Consider the following 17,864-nt stretch of genomic DNA (forward strand, 5'->3'; position numbering starts at 1 on the left):
AACCAAAATTTTACCGCTAAGATAAAGCACAAGGGAGTCAATGTTCACAGATTGCAAAAAACAGCCAAATTTGTTGACACATCTTCATAGATATTGACAATACCTGTTTCATTTTCTTACCAATTATGAAAAACTCTTTTTTTTTCACACAGTATAACTTTTAGCGTGTATTGTGAAAACTAAGCAAACAAGGAGATACAGAACCCGTGACTAAATATACTGCTATCACCTTTGCACCCGTCCAAGGGTTCATAGAAAAATCCCGCAAACTGCGAGACTTATACGGTGGTTCATTAATTCTGTCCTACTTGAGTCAACAAATAGTTAACTCTGTTAATACGCACAATTTAACATTAATTTCTCCTGCACTTCCTAAAGTTCAAAAAGGAATGCCAAACCGCATTTTAATTAAAGGAGAAATGACCAGAGAACAAGCAGAACAAGTCATCCTTTCCCGATGGAAAGAGATGTTAAAAGTTTGCCGAGAATGGATAGAAAAACAATTACCAGAATTTGATTATCAATGGGAAAGAGAATGGAGTTTATGGGGTTCTCACACTTGGGAGATATTTCAAGGATGTGGTAATAGTATCATTGAGGCAATGAATGATTTAGAAACTAAAAAATTATCCCGTGATTGGACAGCGGTAAACTGGATTGGTGAAAGTTCTAGTTTAACAGGTACTGATGGAATTGCGTTTCCTGGGATGGGTGGAAAATCTCGTAATCCTCAAACCATGAACTATAAATTAGAAGATGAGAAAATCAAGGATTTTTATAGTAAATTAGCAGAAATTACCGAAGACCAAAAAGAAGGAAATCCAGAAAATCCAGAAAATCCAGAAAATCCAGAAGGTAAATTTATTGCCATTAACGAAAAATTGAGTATTCCCGAATTAGTAAAACGTCTCGTTACATGGAAGAAAATTCAACAACAAATAGGTATAGATCCACTGGATAAAGGTTTTACAGAAATTCAACGTAAACCACAACCAGCACAACCAGAAAAAAATCAAGAAAGTGTTCCTGGACAATGGACAGGATGGTTTATGGGAGATGGTGACGAAGTTGGCAAACATTTACAAGAATTAGCGAAAAAAGAAAATGGTGATGAACAAATAAAAAACTTTAGTGATGCTATGCGAACTTGGGGTAAACAATTTGATGAAAGATTTAATTTAAAACAAAAAATAGGTAGAATTGTTTACGCTGGTGGTGATGATTTTTTAGGAATTATTTATAGTAATAATCCTCAAAAACCCATTTCCCCATTAATAGCCTATGAATGGTTATTAACGTTAAATGAGACATGGCAAAAACACCAACAGAAAATAACTGTCAGTGTCGGTTTTGTCTGGGTTGCAGGTAGTGTACCTCAGCGAGATGTTTTACAACATTGTCGGGAAGCGGAAAAAGTAGCCAAATCTTTAGGAAGAGATAGAGTAACTATTCGGGTGGTTTTTAATAGTGGTCAATATATCCAGTGGACTTGTCCCTGGTGTTATTTGGGGATTTTAAAGAAGTATCAAGATAGGGATGGTAAAACATTTGAACAATGGGAAGCTAAAGGAAGAAATAAGGAAGATTTTCCTAACTGGAGTCATGTTTATAGTGATTTAGCTACGTTAAAATCTCGTCATGCAATAAATTTGAAAGAGAAAAATAAGGAAAGTGTGAATGAAATAATAGCATTAGAACTGTTTAACATTTACTTTGAAAAACAGAAAGAATACTTAGAAAATCATCAAGAAAAACTTGTTGGCAATTCAGATAATTTAGAACTAATGAAATGGATTGATAGTTTAATTAATGTAGGATGGTATTTATGTTCAACTATCTAATTTGTATCAGTCCGTTAGGATTTATGTATGGTAGTGCTGGTGCATTTTTATCACCAGAAAATTTGGTAGGCCGTTCCGGTGCTAAATTTCCTCCTGAAGCAGCAACATTATCAGGATTGTTTTTTAGTGTTAACCAAGTTCAGAAAATATGGAATCAAGAAAAATTAAGTCATGATTTATATATTGCCGGACCATTTTGGGGAAAAACAGATAATCCAGAATATTTTTATGTACCAATTCCCTGGACTAAAATTATAGCTGAAAACGAGTCTAGCGAATGGGAATTTAAAAATGATAAATGGCATTGTGACAACTCACAACTAACACCTGATTATCAATGGCAAAGAATCAATTCTTGGAACTATGCAGCAGAACACATCCGCGGTAATAGCTATGCTGAAAAAGTGCCGTGGAAGTTTATTCCTGTCTTACATCCTCATTTAAAAAATGATGAAAGATGTACTTTCAAGATCGATGATAATACTAAAGGTGGATTATTTCTAGAACATTCTGTACATCTAGACTCAGAATATTGCTTAGTTTATTTATCTACTAAAGCTTTACCTGATGGTTGGTATAAATTTGGTGGTGAAAATCATGTTGTAGAAATCAATAGTTTTAAACTACCTGATGATAGTCCCATTTTAGAGCTTTTACGCCAACCAATAGAAGATAAATTTGCATTAATAACACCGGGAGTCTGGGGTTCTAACCGAATCTCTCACCGTCAACCCCAAGCAGAGGATCATAGTTTTCCTGAAACTGTGCAGATGCTAACAGATAAACCTGTTCCCTATCGTTTCCGTTCCCAAGGAACATTAGGAAGAGGACGTTATGCTGTTCCTGCGGGTAGTGTTTACGTACTCAAAGAACCTATTAATAAACCTTGGTGGGAATGGGACGAGAAATGGTTTCCTAATGAAGGTTACAGTCTTAAAAAACTCGGTTGTGGTTTGTGTTTACCAGTAGAAATTGAAGGAGTTAACTAAAATGTATACCAAAACCTATGGAATTATCGAAACCTTAGCACCCCTCCATGTTGGTGCAACCGCAGGAGAAGAAAGCGGAAATTTAAACTTGATTTTCCGTGATCAATTTACCCAAACTGGTATCATTCCCGGTAGTTCAATTCGTGGTCGTTTACGTTCAGAAATGCGTAATGATCAAAGTGAAAATGAAGCCAATTATTGGTATGGTAACGGTGCAGACGATGACAAAAATAAGGAATCTATCGTTAAATTTGAATATGCTTCTATAGTTTGGATTCCCGTTTTTTGCCCAGGTCAACCTATTGTATGGGTAACTTGTCAGCGATTATTAAAACGTTATCAAAGAATAGCAGGTGATAGCATTGTTAAGGTAAATGGACAAGATCAACACCTCAAAGACATCAAAATTCCTGATGCTTATACAGGTTCAACCAACTTAGTCGCAAAACAAGCAACAGGAGGTAAAAGAACGATTTTCTTTAATTTAGGTTTCTTAGAAATTAACAAAACACAAGACTTATCACCTTGGTTTCCTGACCAGCAACAACAACCATCAGTCGTAGTTGCTGATAGTGATATTGGTATGATTCATGATATGGCATTATATCGCCAAAGTCGTGTCCGTCTCAAACCAGATCAAAAAGTAGTCGAAGGTGGGGGGTTTTTCAACACCGAAGCATTGCCAGAAGGAACTATTTTAGTATTTCCTATTGCTATTAGAGATGATAAATCAGGTAAAAAATGGCAACCTTTCACTATTGGCAAAACCGCAGATATTTATTTAGGTGGTTTAGAATCAATTGGTTTAGGTCATTGTGAATTAACTATCAAAGGAGAATAAAAAATGACTTGGCAATCTTATAACTTAGACCAAAAAGCACAAAAATTAGTCCTCATCTACCGGGATAAAAAAGGTGTCATCGGTCAATCTCATAAAATGAGAAGTACCGTAGCTTATGGTTTAGAAAGATTTTGGGGTGAACATTTACGACTCTTACCTAAAGAACCAGACAAAGGTAAATATTGGCGTGACACTTGGACAACTTTTGTGGGAATTATGAAACAAGCAGGAATTAAATTACCTGAAGATCAAGTTGATGGTAGTAATACCCGACAAGTACAAGATTATGCTTCTAGATTATGGAGTTTAGATATTGAAGATCAACGCATTTGTTTAGCAGTATTGACTCAATTTTGTGACAGTTTAGTTTGGTGGACTCAACGTTATAAAAAACCAGGTGATAGTGATGCCGAACAGTAATGAAGTACCCTTAATGTTTCAAGCACAAATTAGCGGTAGGGGACAAATTCACTATATTCAACAACCTGAACAGTCTGAAAGATGGGTTGATGAATGGCTAGAAGCTACCGCTATCAAGCCTCCTAATTTTAGTCATCATGTCAGAACAAAGGAATATAAAATTAGTTGGCGGTTGCTTTCTAATAGTGGTCAAGATGATGATTTTATCCGTCCTGTAATTGCGGCGAATGGGTTTCCCTATTATCCTGGTGCGAGTATGAAAGGTGCATTTTTAAGACATTGTACCCCTGCACAAGCTATTAGATATTGTGGTTATCAAAATAGTAGTGAAACTAAACCGGGAATATTACGTTTTCATGGTGCATTTCCCCAAGATGCAACTTGGAAAGAAGAACCTTTAATTGATGTAGTTCACCCCCAAGAAAATTGGCAAGTAAAAAACAGTGATTCCCATGCTGCATTTTTGCAAATTTCCCTTTATGCACCAACTTTAGTTTTTGGTATTTCTAGCACTATTGAATTAGAGGATAGTGAATGGGAAACTATTTGGAGGATTTGGGATCAAGCGATAGAAAGGGGTATTGGTTCTAGGGTAAGTGCGGGTTATGGTCAACCTATTAATCACCCAGAAACTAAGTTATTTACTGTGAATTTAAAAGGACAAGGTTTAGCCTCACAATTAATAGATAAAACTGGTGAATTTCGCCCCAATATGTTTAAAGCTGCTTTACGGGGTCATACTTTACGGTTATTTAGTGGGGTGACAGATGAGAATACAGCACAAGAATTAACTAAGGAACTGTGGGGAGGTTTTGCAGGTGCTAAAGGTGCAGTAGTGGGAGATTTAGGTATTGCTTTTCATGCTGAAAGTTTAGTCATGGGTGAGTTTACTTATAATAACAATAGGATATCTATGCCTACCTATGATTTAAAAAAAGGTACTTTAACTATTCTCTGTATGAAAAATCATGCAGATGAATATAGAAAGCAATTGAGAATTTTAGCTAAAGCAATTTTGCGATTTTCTCTATTAATAGGTGGTTTTGGTAAATCATCCCGCAGGGTAGATCATAGAATCTTTTTCCCTAAATATTTCGACTATGAAGATAAACCTATGATTGGTTGTCAATGGGGATTTACTCAAGAATCAGAAGCATATTATTTTCCTGTGAATAATATTAACCACATCAAAAATATTATTGAGAATGTTCGCAAAGCTGTCAATAATTGGTTGGTTTTTAAAGGTAAATCTCAAAATTATCAACGAAATGCTTGGCGGGAATGTTTTCATCCTGAAAATGTACAAATTTGGGGACGTTTAGCGGTAGATAAAGAAGATAGTTTAGCAGTGGGCTGGTTTCATGGAAATTATAGAGGTAGCCAATCAATTAAACGTTCTAAATTGACTGGGGAAATGGGAAAAATTGGCAGAATTTACCATCGAATGTATCCCCATTATAAAATCAGGGAAGATCAGATGGTTCGCCAACGAGGATATGTAGAGTTATTAACCATCTTTCCTGATAAAAGAGATGAAACTACTAAACAGTTTTTAGCTTTTTTACCAACAAGTGGGTTTGAAAAATTGTGGGGTGTGTAATCAAGATCCCGGACTTCTATGATTAATTCAAATAGAAGTCCGACATCTATCTGCAAATTTGATTAAATAAAAATTTGATTAAGTAAAAATTTGATTAAATAAATTTTCAGGAGTTGAAAAAATGAGTATTTGGATTGTAACTACTGGCAATAGTGATGTCAAATTAAATCCTAATTATAATGCTAGTAAATGGCAGAAATTTTATAGAATGGTTAGAAGTGAATTATCTAATCATTTGTTTGAACCATCTCGATTAAAAAACGCTCCTGCTAATGAACCTTATACTGTTCCTGCAAGGGTTATGGGTATGGTTTATAGTCCTCAATTAAATGACGAAAGTTTCAATATTTTTGATGATTTATACTTTCCATTGTTAGATACTTTCACTGATTTTTTGAATAAATTAGACAAAAAAGAAAAAACTAAGAAAGTAATAGTAATTACAACAAATCAGGAAAATGCTTTTGACGATCATGATAAGAAAAATAATAAATGTCCTTATTGGCAAGATACTTGTCAACTTATACCTCTCTTGAAGAAGTATTTTCAGCAAAAATTTCCTCAGTTACAAACAGATAAAGATATTCACTTTTTAGAATTAAAAGCTAATTCTAAAACAGAAGGTCTTGATAATTGGGATCAGTGTTTAATTTTAGTTAACAAGTTATTTCAAGAAAATATTACTAACTTGGGAATCAAAGAATATACAAAAATTTTTGTTAGTCATCAAGCAGGTACTCCAGCTATTTCTTCCGCAGTTCAGTTTACAAGTTTAGCCAATTTTGAAAAGCAAGTACAATTTTTAGTTAGCAATGAATATGACCAAGGAAATGCAATTCCTATTCCTAGTTCTAGTTACTTGCAAGGTATGAAATTACAAGAGGCTAAGGAATTATTAGATAGATATGATTACTCAGGAGTTGATAAAATTTTTACAGAGATTTGGAAAAATAAGAAAGAATTTTTAACCGAAAAGGAAAAGAAAATTAAAGATTTACTAGCAATGGCTATCCAGTGGAATAATGCTAATTTTGATGATTTTGCAAAATCCAGAAGTACCATAAATGAAGATGCTAAAAAACGCACTCAACAAAGATGGTGGACTAGTTATGAAGCTGCTTATTTAGCAGTTATAAGGTTTATACAAGGTAACTATGTGGAAGCATTATTTCATAGTTTCCGTGCTGTTGAAGGTTTGCTTAGAGATAAGTATAACAATAAAGATGCACACAAAGGTATTCCTGATTTAGTTGAAATAGTTGTACAGAATTGGCAATTAAGTGATGATATCAAAGTGTTTAAAAACTACACATCCATAGAAAGAAACAATTTATTTCATAATTTGCGGGGATTAGAAAAAGAAGAAGTATTTAAAGCATGGAATACTAAAGATTATAATGGATGGCAAAAAAGAGTTTTGGGCTGTCTTAATTTTATATCTGGGCAAAACTTTACTAAATTAAAAGATGCCAGTCTTATGTCCTCTGTACATGAGGAACTAAAAACAGCAATCAATAATTATCAATTGCCAGCAATAGTAATTATCAGTTAGGTCAAACAATATAAATACTGTAAGGTAAATAGACATCTGGTGGTAATTAATTGTCTAACCTGAAACTATTGTATGAAACTATTATAAGGACAATTTATGAATTGTCCCTAGATCATTTTCACCAGATATCTGTTATGTCAGTTTTCTCGGTTTTGTCATTAACACTCATAAAATACCTCTAGACACCACAGGGGAAAAGAGACTAAAATAGAGCGATCGCTTCCTCCATAGGGAATAAAAATAGAGTAGATTCCAGATCAATAAGATACAGAATCTAAATTGAAACCTCAACCGACTTAGGATTACCTTAGCAATGACAGACAGAGATCCATACATTTATAGAATCAAATCAGTTCAAAAAATCGTAGATGGCGACACTATTGATGCTGATATTGACCTTGGTTTTGATATCTCCCTGACTAAGCGCATTCGTCTTGATGGTATTGATACCCCAGAAACGAGAACAACGAATACTGATGAAAAAAAACTTGGTCTTGAAGCTAAAGAATGGCTAAAAAAACAACTAGACAATAAACATCAAATTCTGGTTAAAACAAAACTTCCAGACAGCACAGAAAAATATGGGAGAATACTGGGCAGGTTATACGTTGACGATGTATGTCTTAATGATCTGATGATTGCCGAAGGATATGCTTGGAAATATGATGGTGGCACAAAAAACAAAGACTTTGAACAACTCAAACAAATTCGTAGATTAAAAGGAAATTAACAAAGTAATCAATAACCCGATCCCCGACTTCTATTTTTAATTATCCCTTGCATGATAAAATTTATATCAGAAATCGGGGATATTTCTGCTATGATATCGCGGACTTTTACACCAGTTTCCGAAGATATCGAGTACCCATTTAGCAGGCAAGACTTGTACTGATCTTGTCGAAGTATGCCTGTTTTTTCATATCAGGAGTTTATCAAATGGATGAGTTTATGCAAGCTGCAATTAGCGAAGCCAAACAAGGCAGAAATGAGGGCGGAATCCCCATTGGGTCTGTTTTGGTCAAAGATGGGAAAATCCTTGGTAGAGGTCATAATAAACGGGTTCAAGATGGTGATCCTGTCACCCATGCGGAAATTGATTGTTTAAGAAATGCAGGGAGAATTGGTAATTATAAAGGTACAACTTTATATTCTACATTAATGCCATGTTATTTGTGTGCCGGTGCTGTGGTGCAGTTTGGGATTAAAAAAGTAATTGCAGGAGAGTCCAGAACTTTTCCTGGTGCAAAAGAATTTATGGTTTATCATGGTGTGGAAATTATAGATTTAAACCTGGATGAATGTGAACAAATGATGAGTCAATTTATAGCAGAAAAACCTGAATTATGGAATGAAGATATAGGAGTTTAAAGGAGTCAGGAGTCAGGAGTCAGGAGTCAAAATTTAATTTTGGATTTCCCTCGTTCCCAGTCTCTGACTGGGAATGCTATCATAGAGTCTCTGACTCTAATTTAACTAAAGGTAAAGCCTTTAATAATTCATTCCCATACTCTGTATGGGAACGAGTAAAACGAGTAAATTACGAATTACAAATTACGAATTACAAATTACGAATTTCTCCAAAGTAATTCTATCAGGTAAAGAACTCTGCGCCCCTAATTTTGTAGTTGCTAAAGCCCCTGCTGCTGCACCCCAAACTACTGCTTCTTTTAAAGGTTTTTCCTGAAAAAGTGCTGCTGCTAAACCACCATTAAAAGCATCACCAGCAGCAACGGTATCTACTGCATTAACTGAAAATGCAGGAATATAAAAACTCTCTTCTTTAGTTGCACAATAAACACCTTTTGCACCTAGTTTAATAATTGCACATTTCACGCCTTTTTGTAATAAAGTATCTGCTGCTTTTGCTGCTGTTTCTTGTTCATTAACTGCAAAACCTACTAATTGACTAGCTTCGGTTTCGTTGGGTGTAATAATATCAATTAATGGGTAAATTTCATCTGGTAAATTATTTGGTGCTGGTGCAGGATCGAGAATAACTTTTATATTTGCTTCTTTGGCTTTTTGGGCTGCTAAAATTACTATTTCTAAAGGAATTTCTAGTTGTAAAAGTAGGAATTTTGCATCTATGAATAAATTAGATAATCTATTGATATCATCTTGATTAACTTTACCATTTGCACCGGGAATAACTATGATATTATTTTCCCCTTGCTGATCTACAGTAATAACTGCAACCCCAGAACTGACGGTTTCATCAATTAAGATATTTTCAGTTTTAACACCACAATTTTGCAAATTTTTAATGAGTTCTGCACCAAAATTATCAGCACCTACACGCCCGATCATTTGCGTGGGTATTCCTAATTTTGCTAATGCAACTGCTTGGTTTGCACCTTTACCCCCAGGGGTGGTAAAAAAGCTTTCGCCTAGCAATGTTTCCCCAGGAATAGGTAAGCGGGGTGTGGTTGCTACTAGGTCTATATTTATGCTGCCAAAAACGATAATTTTCATATTCAGGAGTTATTAAATACAGCAGATTTAAGATTTTAAGGGCGGGCAGGATGCCCACCCCACAAGATTTAAAATGTTTGAATGTGTAATCTTTTCATGTGTAATTAATGATGACTAAAATATTAAGCACGCCATCGCAATAATACACTTTTTACAGGATTGATAAATTCTCGTTTTTCAGATGTAGCACGGGCAAATTCACGTTTTAATTGATAATACCATTGTGCTTGCATATCTGAATCTTTAATCAGTCGCAATACAGGATTGTATTTGAGTCCAATTTGCTGTTTTTCTACTACTGTGCGGTCTTGATCTAAAAATTTTCTGGCTAAGATATGAATTAAAGGTGTGAATATTCTTAACCAATTTGGTATACCATAAAGGACAAAATTTACTTCTGTTTCGGTTTCAGAAATTGGTGTGACTGCGGTTAAATTACAAACTCGATGTTTGCCAAATGTAATTTCTTCTATTCTCACTCCTGGTAAACGAAAAGAAATTTCTACTTCGGGTATTCCTCCACCGACTAACCAATATAATCGGCTCATATTTTCCATATTATCTGACAATTGATGTCGTCTGACTGTAAACCCATAATGTGAAGGATCAAATTGTTTGACTTCTTCATGTATTTCTCCACTTCTCCACCACCAAACTCTATGTACATAGGGAGAATGTGCAGGGTCCATTAAACCTGTCACCGCATGATCTACAAAGCAAGGAAACCGCATTACTTCTACTAAATGAGGTTGTTGTTCAGGAAAACCAGGAACTATGGGAACATCTTTTTGATCAGCGTTGACTTGAGATTTTTCGCTATCGGCCATGTAGATCCAAATGTTGCCTTGAGTCTCATAAATAGGATATGATTGCACATCAAAACGACTCAAATCTATGTTTTGTTCTGGTAATAATGATGGAATTTCTACACATTTTCCCCCAGGGTTGAAGCGCCAACCATGATAACAACATTCTACTTCTTGACCATTGAATCTACCACAACTTAAAGGTACTGCACGATGAGGACAAATATCACGCACTGCAAAAACTTGACCTTCTTTATTTCTCATCAGCAGTACAGGTTCTCCCAAAAAAATCCGGGATACCATCTTACCTGGTTTGAGAAGATGACTAGGTAGTGCGTAGTACCAAAGATTACGTAATAAGATGTGATTGTTATCTATCATGTATGGCTAAGATATGACTAGGAAAAATATACAAAAATAATCATAGACAACAAGTGTCATTTTAAACAGCTTTATTTTTGTTGATTGCTATTCGTAGGTTGGGATTCGCGTTAGTGCTACAAAGCAAGGGAACTTAGATGCAAAGCAGCTTACCGCAGGGTCAACTAACATTAGACCTCTCCAGAAAAGAAATTATGGAACTTATTTATGGGGGCTGGGCGAAGCTTATGGGATATCTAGATGTCTGATTTTTCCGTTAAATTATCGCCCATAAGCTTCGCCCCTACAACTTATGACAAATTAATACATTCTATTGTGGAGATGTCTATTCTACATTTACCCAAAAGTCTGCGGTTTTGATTTTACCATTGCGGTCAAATTGCATCCACATTTTATAAGTTCCTGACTGGGGAAATTTGGTATGAAATTTCACTTGTCCATCAGGAGTATTTTTCATTGCATGGGCGTGAAGATAGTCAGATTTTGAAAGAGTTGATGAACTTTTAATAATTACTAAATGTCCTTTTTCTCCTAAGTATGGTTTCAGGTCTTTTACTGGTTGATTGTTGTTATCTTTGATATCAAATGTTAAACTTACTTCTTCACCTACTTTGATTTTTTCTTCAGAAATATTCAGGTTTACTTTTGTATCGGATATAGTTTTAGTTTTTTCATATTTAGCTAAACTTTTGGGTAGGGGAACTGTACCGGGAATAGTGAGATTTGTGGATGATATATACTCTGCTTGTCCTGCTGGTTTATAATCACTAAAAAGTGTGTATTCTCCTGGGTTGGGAAAATTGACGCTGACTTGAAAACTACCATTTTCTTTATATTCAGGGTGCAAATGATTAAAATGTTCTAAGTCATTGCTGACAACTATTAAGTGCATAATTTTTTCTTGGAAAACATCAAATTTATTGACTGGTTTTCCTGTTTCATCCTGAATATCAATAGCTAGGTTAATCGGTTGGTTAGTTGTTAAATTTTTGGGTGTTGTTAATTTCGCTTGGGTTGTGATAGCTGTTTTGGGTTTTTCTTCATGCTGTGAGTGATCCATTTTTTGCTTTTCTGAATGTGCTTGATGTTCACTCATGGGTTTTGATTTTTGTTTTTCGGTTTGAGGAGTAGTTTCACTATTAGAAATCTTTGCTTCACCAGATTTAATTATTGATGAACAACCAGACGATAATAATAATGTTGTAGCTACAAAAAAACCTACTAAAATACGTTGCATCTTGATATATTTCCTGAATGAGAATCTAGGGTTTAAATGAAAATCTACTTTTGACTTTTTCACCTTTAATATCAGAGAAGATAACTACCTGATATTTACCTGCGGCTGTTTGAAGTAACTTAGGCTAATCTAATTGACTTCTCCAGAAAAGAAATTATGGAACTTATTTATGCGGTCAGGTCGAAGCATTTGGGATATCTAGATGTCTGATTTTTCCGTCAAATTATCGCCCATAAGCTTCGCCCCTACAACTTAGACAAATTAATACATTCTATTTTGGAGAGGTCTAATTGACTTGATGAATTTAACTTCTTTACTCACTGTAACATCAACCATTAACTATTTTTACACACAAAAATTAAATCAGAATGAAATTAATAGAAAATAATAGAAAAATATTTTCTCTCAACAGAAAGTTATAAAGTTATAATTAATACACTATTAGTCAGAAGTGAACGCCATTGTTATGCTAATTGATGTGTAACATTTTTGCCAATTTCTTTAGTAGAGACACCTTTTACCTAGCTTACCTAGCGTCTCCATGATCATCATTTTTTTAGTAATTAATCAGTGATGAAATTGTTGAAAAAGCTAAAAATTTTGATTTTAATCTATCTTTTGATAGTAGATTAATCAACTTTTTTAAACATCGTAATTCCATATCATATATCTAATTATTTGAACACATCCTATAGGAAGATGACTATAAATAGGAGTAGAATTAAATTAATCTTGGTGTGTCGAATAACTGCTTTCTATGGAGGTTTAGCCGAGCTAAACCTTTTTTTATGATGAAACAAATTAGCAAAGAATATTAATTTTCTCAAAAATCATCTTTCCTAGAGACTGATTAATTTACCCCATAAAGTATCTATAGAAATATAATCTACTTCTACCCAAGGCTTGTTCTGTGATCAAGCCTTTCTTTTTTAATCATCATTCTTGACATTGACACTTGCGATTATTCTCAATTATTGTCGGTTGAATAATGTCAACTCTAGGAAGAAAGAATAATTTTTTGACAGGTATATTAAATTCAGTTATTAACAGGTAAACTCATATTTGTACACATCCTCTAGGTAGATGATATAAAATCTAAGTAAGCTTAAATTAACTAGATATGGTAAACACTTGGTATATATCTGGGCTTGGCGAAAAACCAAGCCTTTTTTGTGGTAGATAAATAGCAACGCTTGGATTTTACCACAACTATTCCCATAAGTAAATTATTACTCACACACAATATAAAAATCTATTTTAATTACTCTTTAGGTAGTAGAAATAGCGATTTACAGAGAGTATTATTTAGTGTATTAATGCCTGAAAAACGTGTATTAACCCTGGTCAATATTCCAGGGTCTTTTTTTTATGCAAATTGATGTTTAATTTTCAGTGGTATCTATTAGCGGGTTTTATGAATTTTGTACTCACCTGATAGAGAGATGAATTAGCAGAAAACAGAGTTTAAATTAACTATATATGGTAAACACCTGGTATATACAAAGGCTTGGCTTGAGTCCAAGCCTTTTTCATACTTTAGATAGATACTTAAAGAATTTAATACTGCTAAATATAACCATATTTAAAATTTTAACCAAGTAATGCTTTATCAGTTTTTGGAATATTTTGACACATCCTCTAGGAAGATGATCTGTAAGCAGACAAGAACTAAATTAATTTAGTACGTTGTTAAGCACAGCAATTTTTGAGGTTTGGTTCACAGCCAAACCTTTTTTTTAAAATGTTGTAATTTTATTTTTCTGTGATTTTCATGGTCTATTCTGCTACAATAATAATGTCCTCTCAACAGTGTTTTATCTGCATATCCAAAAAATAAACTATGAGTAATTACATCCCAGACTACGATCCTAGCGGTATAGCAGAAATTAATGGTAATCTCTTAGGCTTACCTTATGATTATAACACTGCTAATTTAATTATCTTTGCTGTTCCTTGGGAAGTTACTGTTTCTTATGGTGCGGGAACAGCGAATGCACCACAGCGAATTTTAGATGCTTCCTATCAAATAGATTTGTTTGATTTTGATCATCCTGATGGTTGGAAACAAGGAATTTATTTAGTGGAAATTTCTCAAGATATCTTAGATAAAAATAATTATTATCGTCAACAAGCTGCTAAAATAATTGCTAGACAAGCTGAAGGTAAAGCATTAACAAACACACCGGATTTAACACCTATCCTCACAGAAATTAATCAAGCGGGTGCACAGGTAAATCAATGGTTATTTAGCCAATGTCAGCAAGCAATGAATTTAGGTAAAAAAGTTGCTGTAATTGGTGGTGATCACAGTTCACCTTTGGGTTATTTCCAAGCTTTGGCAAATCAATATCCTGATTTTGGAATTTTACATATTGATGCACACGCAGATTTAAGAGATGCTTACGAAGGGTTTGAATTTTCCCATGCGTCAATTATGTTTAATGCGTTGAAAATTCCGCAAATTTCTAAGTTAGTGCAGGTGGGTTTACGGGATATTTGTATTGATGAAGTGGAAATAATTAATAATTCAAATAATCGGGTTGTTGCTTATTATGATTCAGCAATTAAACAACAACAATACGCGGGTAAAACTTGGATTGATTTATGTCAGGAAATAGTAGGTAATTTACCTGAGAATGTCCATATTAGTTTTGATGTTGATGGTTTAGATCCTAAACTTTGTCCGAATACGGGAACTCCCGTTCCTGGGGGTTTGGAATTAGAGCAAGTTTATTGTTTATTTAGGGAAGTTGTCAAGAGTGGAAGAAAGATTATTGGGTTTGATGTGAATGAAGTTGGTGATGCGGAATGGGATGGAAATGTAGGTGCGAGGATAGTTTATAAGTTGGCGAATTTGTTGGATTTATCACAGAAATAAAAACCAGTAAAGAGGGTGGTGTTATAGAATAAGACAAAGCATACAAAGCATACTAACTAAGACTATGAAGACACTTGTTAAATGGTCTGTTGAAGATTATCATCGGATGATTGCCGCAGGGATTTTGAGCGATCGCCCTGTAGAATTACTAGCAGGGGAAATAGTCGAAATGTCTCCAGAAACACCCATTCATTACAACACTGCTAGACGTGGTACTAAATACCTGGAGGAGTTACTAGCAGGTAAAGCTGAGGTTCGTTTTAATGGTCCAGTTACATTATCTTCCTCTGAACCAGAACCAGATATAGCTATTGTTCGTTTACCAGAATCAGCTTATAATGAACGCCACCCAGAACCACAAGATATTTTTTGGATTATCGAAGTTGCTAATACCAGTTTACAGAAAGATGTAGATATTAAAGCTGCTATTTATGCGGAAGCAGGAATACCAGAATATTGGGTTTTGAATTTAGCAGCTAAGAATATAATTGTGTTTCGAGAACCGGAAAATGGTAAGTATTTGAGTGAACAAACGATTGAGGAAGGGGTAATTATTCCTTTGGCGTTTGTAGATGTTCAAGTGTCAGTTGAGAGACTTTTAGGGTGATGTGGTTAGAGTAGATTAGTTTCTTCTTGCGCTAGTTCAGATATTAAAACTTGCATGATGTAGAGTTTATCTGCACGGCTGAGGGTGTGTAGGGTGTTGAGAAGTTCAGCAGAAACCATTTAAAAATCTCCGGTAGTTTAAACTCAAATCTTAGGAAAAGAAGGAGAATAGTATTTTTCAAGAAAATATAATTATGCTCACATTATTCTTGATATTTATGAAAAAGTAGTATTAGTAATTTGATTTCTCATTGCTTGCCATTCTGGTAGCCATGTCCAAACCTCTTCTTTTTGTTCCATTGTTTTCACAATTGTATTTAAAAATATGGTAATTGAACTATTAACGCCGGACATAGTGGGTACAAATCCCAATTCGCTGAGTTTATTTTGCATTTTCCAAAGTAAATCCTTGCCAGCAAAAAATGTTAGATAATTGTTATACTTATCTCCACCTGGTTTAAATAATGGTAGCAATTCTTCAAATTTATTCAAAACATTCTGTGCTGTTACAATCCGATCACCTTTGTTTTTATTAACTATTGATCTAATATTTTCCCTAACAGCTTTTTCGTCATATTTGCGGGGAAAATATCCATATATACCTTCAATTTCCTCACCCCAACAGTTTGGAAATCCAAAGCTAGTTAGAGCAGCACGAGCAGCAGTATATACTGCTATTTCCTTTGCAGCTTGGTCTAAAGCCTCTCGGTATGAGTTCATAGATGGAATTTTACTTCTTATAGTCCGATTTACAACCACTGGATCAATCAAATAATTTTCTATTTCTTTCCTCTCCCATTTCCAACCTATCTGTACTCCCTGATAAGTGTAAGGAAGTGGTGAATTTTGAGGAGTAATATCATAGTTATCAAAATCACGATCAACTATTCCAGCTAAATTTGGTACAACTAATCTATCAGGAATAATTTTTTTCATGAAACTTTTTCCTCCCAGGGGTTTAATTTCACATTTTGGTAAAATTTGACGAAGAACTCTTATATCATAACTACCAGAGTTGCCTTCACAATAAAGAACACTTACAGACACAATACTCCTCCTGATAGCCGATATCTGTCATTTTCACTAATGACATTGCTTACCGCTTCGGAATGGGTTGTGATAATGAATTGACAAGTTGGGGCAATTCTCATTAACTGACCAGTTAAAAATTGAGATGCTGAAGGATGTAGATTTAAGTCTATTTCATCAATTAAGACAACTGCATAAGCAATTTGTTGTCTCACAAACTCGTAGAGGATAGGAAATATTGATTGTTCACCAGCAGACATTTCCGCAATATCATAAGTTCTATTTCCATCACTGAGTAAGAAATATGTAGTTTCTTCTGTGGGAGACTCTAAGCTGGGAAGTTCCTCTAAATATTCTACAAAGCAACGGTCAGGAAATACCTTTTTATATAGTCTTTCTAACTGCTGTAAATAATCATTTTCATGCTTAATACCCACTTCTTGTCTACGTTTCCAACGAATTAAGTATTGTCGTAAACGACCAACACCTAAATCAAAAGATGTCTCACCTCTAAGTTCTTTATTACCTTCTCCTGCTTCTTGACTAGGAGTTCCTAAATTCCGAAATTGATCAAACCAAAAAATTCCAGGTAGTTGAGAAAAATAATGTCGAACTGATTGATCACCACGATTGATAAAACTCTGTGCATAATAGCGTCCTCGAAACTGAGCGCGTTCTTCTGGTGTGTTACCAGCCTTCCAATGTTCTCCATTTAAAATCACTTTAACTACCCGACTATTTCCTGGTTGAATAAACTCATCAGGACGAAAATCTGAGGGCAGGGAATCATACCATATTTTGGCAATTTTACGAGTTGCTTCTAGTTCTTCTTCTTCAAAAGATACTTCTAATTCAATTCTTGGTGTTCCCCATTTCCAATAACGTCCAGGTAAAAAGCCAATCCAATCGAAATCAGAAACTTTTTGGATGCGTCCAGTTGCTAATGCTAATGGTAAAGCGATCGCCTGTAATAATGTTGTTTTACCAGAACCATTATCACCGAGAATTAGGAAGCGATCGCTTACTTCATCAAGGATTTTATTTTTGAAAGAAACCCTCAAATCCTGAAACTTTTTGAAGTTTTGAATATAAATTGATTCTACCTTCATTTGCTAGTCGCTTTTGTTGTAGGTGAATTACAGTGATGATATCTTCATAATCATGATTATAGTTCATATATCAACAATAATAAATCTGACTACTTCACCCCAA

The 17,864-nt window shown here is 34.5% G+C and carries 15 protein-coding genes; 10 read left to right on the forward strand and 5 right to left on the reverse strand.

The annotated features are described in order from the left end of the window. Positions 1 to 206 precede the first annotated feature (206 nt). The 8 genes from H5968_RS06450 (at position 207) to H5968_RS06485 (ending at position 8,611) form a co-directional block, all read left to right on the forward strand. Positions 207 to 1,841 (forward strand): type III-B CRISPR-associated protein Cas10/Cmr2, encoded by a 1,635-nt coding sequence (locus tag H5968_RS06450; protein ID WP_187039259.1) that lies wholly within the window; start codon positions 207 to 209, stop codon positions 1,839 to 1,841. Then, positions 1,826 to 2,830: a CRISPR-associated protein gene (locus tag H5968_RS06455; protein WP_187039260.1), complete on the forward strand. Its 1,005-nt coding sequence runs from the start codon at positions 1,826 to 1,828 to the stop codon at positions 2,828 to 2,830. Before H5968_RS06450 ends, H5968_RS06455 begins: the two co-directional genes overlap by 16 nt. Before the next feature lies 1 nt (position 2,831). Further along, positions 2,832 to 3,671, forward strand: a complete 840-nt coding sequence (cmr4, locus tag H5968_RS06460) for a type III-B CRISPR module RAMP protein Cmr4 (RefSeq protein WP_187039261.1) — start codon at positions 2,832 to 2,834, stop codon at positions 3,669 to 3,671. 3 nt (positions 3,672 to 3,674) lie between these two features. After that, positions 3,675 to 4,091: a hypothetical protein gene (locus tag H5968_RS06465; RefSeq protein ID WP_096569820.1), complete on the forward strand. Its 417-nt coding sequence runs from the start codon at positions 3,675 to 3,677 to the stop codon at positions 4,089 to 4,091. Next, a complete protein-coding gene (locus H5968_RS06470) occupies positions 4,078 to 5,691 on the forward strand; it encodes a hypothetical protein (protein ID WP_187039262.1) in 1,614 nt (537 codons plus the stop codon). The genes H5968_RS06465 and H5968_RS06470 overlap by 14 nt, the downstream gene beginning before the upstream one ends. Before the next feature lie 121 nt (positions 5,692 to 5,812). Continuing rightward, a complete protein-coding gene (locus H5968_RS06475) occupies positions 5,813 to 7,243 on the forward strand; it encodes a hypothetical protein (protein ID WP_096569816.1) in 1,431 nt (476 codons plus the stop codon). A gap of 313 nt (positions 7,244 to 7,556) precedes the next feature. Next, positions 7,557 to 7,973, forward strand: a complete 417-nt coding sequence (locus H5968_RS06480; protein ID WP_187039263.1) for a thermonuclease family protein — start codon at positions 7,557 to 7,559, stop codon at positions 7,971 to 7,973. A 206-nt stretch (positions 7,974 to 8,179) separates the two neighbouring features. Further along, a complete protein-coding gene (locus tag H5968_RS06485; RefSeq protein ID WP_187039264.1) occupies positions 8,180 to 8,611 on the forward strand; it encodes a nucleoside deaminase in 432 nt (143 codons plus the stop codon). Between the two features lie 183 nt (positions 8,612 to 8,794). Here H5968_RS06485 and rbsK read toward each other — a convergent pair whose 3' ends face one another. The 3 genes from rbsK to H5968_RS06500 form a co-directional block, all read right to left on the reverse strand. Beyond that, positions 8,795 to 9,715, reverse strand: a complete 921-nt coding sequence (gene rbsK, locus H5968_RS06490) for a ribokinase (protein WP_187039265.1) — start codon at positions 9,713 to 9,715, stop codon at positions 8,795 to 8,797. Positions 9,716 to 9,837: 122 nt separating this feature from the next. Further along, a complete protein-coding gene (locus H5968_RS06495) occupies positions 9,838 to 10,902 on the reverse strand; it encodes an aromatic ring-hydroxylating dioxygenase subunit alpha (protein WP_096569808.1) in 1,065 nt (354 codons plus the stop codon). A 325-nt stretch (positions 10,903 to 11,227) separates the two neighbouring features. Then, positions 11,228 to 12,139 carry a hypothetical protein gene (locus H5968_RS06500; RefSeq protein ID WP_187039266.1) on the reverse strand — a complete coding sequence of 304 codons (912 nt, stop codon included), beginning with the start codon at positions 12,137 to 12,139 and terminating at the stop codon, positions 11,228 to 11,230. Between the two features lie 1,840 nt (positions 12,140 to 13,979). Between H5968_RS06500 and H5968_RS06505 the strand changes: the two genes are divergently transcribed. Together H5968_RS06505 and H5968_RS06510 are read left to right on the forward strand one after the other, a co-directional pair. Continuing rightward, positions 13,980 to 15,017: an agmatinase family protein gene (locus tag H5968_RS06505; RefSeq protein WP_187039267.1), complete on the forward strand. Its 1,038-nt coding sequence runs from the start codon at positions 13,980 to 13,982 to the stop codon at positions 15,015 to 15,017. Between the two features lie 64 nt (positions 15,018 to 15,081). Continuing rightward, the gene (locus H5968_RS06510; RefSeq protein ID WP_187039268.1) at positions 15,082 to 15,624 is read left to right on the forward strand and encodes a Uma2 family endonuclease; all 543 of its coding nucleotides are present in this window, start codon (positions 15,082 to 15,084) and stop codon (positions 15,622 to 15,624) included. Between the two features lie 215 nt (positions 15,625 to 15,839). Here H5968_RS06510 and H5968_RS06515 read toward each other — a convergent pair whose 3' ends face one another. Both H5968_RS06515 and H5968_RS06520 read right to left on the reverse strand, forming a co-directional pair. Continuing rightward, positions 15,840 to 16,670, reverse strand: coding sequence for a DUF4435 domain-containing protein (locus H5968_RS06515; protein WP_187039269.1), 831 nt, complete (start codon positions 16,668 to 16,670; stop codon positions 15,840 to 15,842). Then, positions 16,661 to 17,761, reverse strand: coding sequence for an AAA family ATPase (locus H5968_RS06520; protein ID WP_187039270.1), 1,101 nt, complete (start codon positions 17,759 to 17,761; stop codon positions 16,661 to 16,663). Before H5968_RS06520 ends, H5968_RS06515 begins: the two co-directional genes overlap by 10 nt. Positions 17,762 to 17,864 lie beyond the last annotated feature (103 nt).

Source organism: Sphaerospermopsis sp. LEGE 00249, assembly GCF_014299995.1.
In the GTDB taxonomy this organism is placed as follows: domain Bacteria; phylum Cyanobacteriota; class Cyanobacteriia; order Cyanobacteriales; family Nostocaceae; genus Sphaerospermopsis; species Sphaerospermopsis kisseleviana.

Bases quoted from the DNA above. Each gene is read 5' to 3' on its own strand.
- H5968_RS06485 (WP_187039264.1), top strand. From the start codon at position 8,180: ATGGATGAGTTTATGCAAGCTGCAATTAGCGAAGCCAAACAAGGCAGA.
- H5968_RS06455 (WP_187039260.1), top strand. From the start codon at position 1,826: ATGTTCAACTATCTAATTTGTATCAGTCCGTTAGGATTTATGTATGGT.
- H5968_RS06495 (WP_096569808.1), bottom strand. From the start codon at position 10,902: ATGATAGATAACAATCACATCTTATTACGTAATCTTTGGTACTACGCA.
- H5968_RS06465 (WP_096569820.1), top strand. From the start codon at position 3,675: ATGACTTGGCAATCTTATAACTTAGACCAAAAAGCACAAAAATTAGTC.
- H5968_RS06520 (WP_187039270.1), bottom strand. From the start codon at position 17,761: ATGAAGGTAGAATCAATTTATATTCAAAACTTCAAAAAGTTTCAGGAT.
- H5968_RS06500 (WP_187039266.1), bottom strand. From the start codon at position 12,139: ATGCAACGTATTTTAGTAGGTTTTTTTGTAGCTACAACATTATTATTA.
- H5968_RS06510 (WP_187039268.1), top strand. From the start codon at position 15,082: ATGAAGACACTTGTTAAATGGTCTGTTGAAGATTATCATCGGATGATT.
- H5968_RS06475 (WP_096569816.1), top strand. From the start codon at position 5,813: ATGAGTATTTGGATTGTAACTACTGGCAATAGTGATGTCAAATTAAAT.
- cmr4 (WP_187039261.1), top strand. From the start codon at position 2,832: ATGTATACCAAAACCTATGGAATTATCGAAACCTTAGCACCCCTCCAT.
- H5968_RS06470 (WP_187039262.1), top strand. From the start codon at position 4,078: ATGCCGAACAGTAATGAAGTACCCTTAATGTTTCAAGCACAAATTAGC.
- H5968_RS06480 (WP_187039263.1), top strand. From the start codon at position 7,557: ATGACAGACAGAGATCCATACATTTATAGAATCAAATCAGTTCAAAAA.
- H5968_RS06505 (WP_187039267.1), top strand. From the start codon at position 13,980: ATGAGTAATTACATCCCAGACTACGATCCTAGCGGTATAGCAGAAATT.
- rbsK (WP_187039265.1), bottom strand. From the start codon at position 9,715: ATGAAAATTATCGTTTTTGGCAGCATAAATATAGACCTAGTAGCAACC.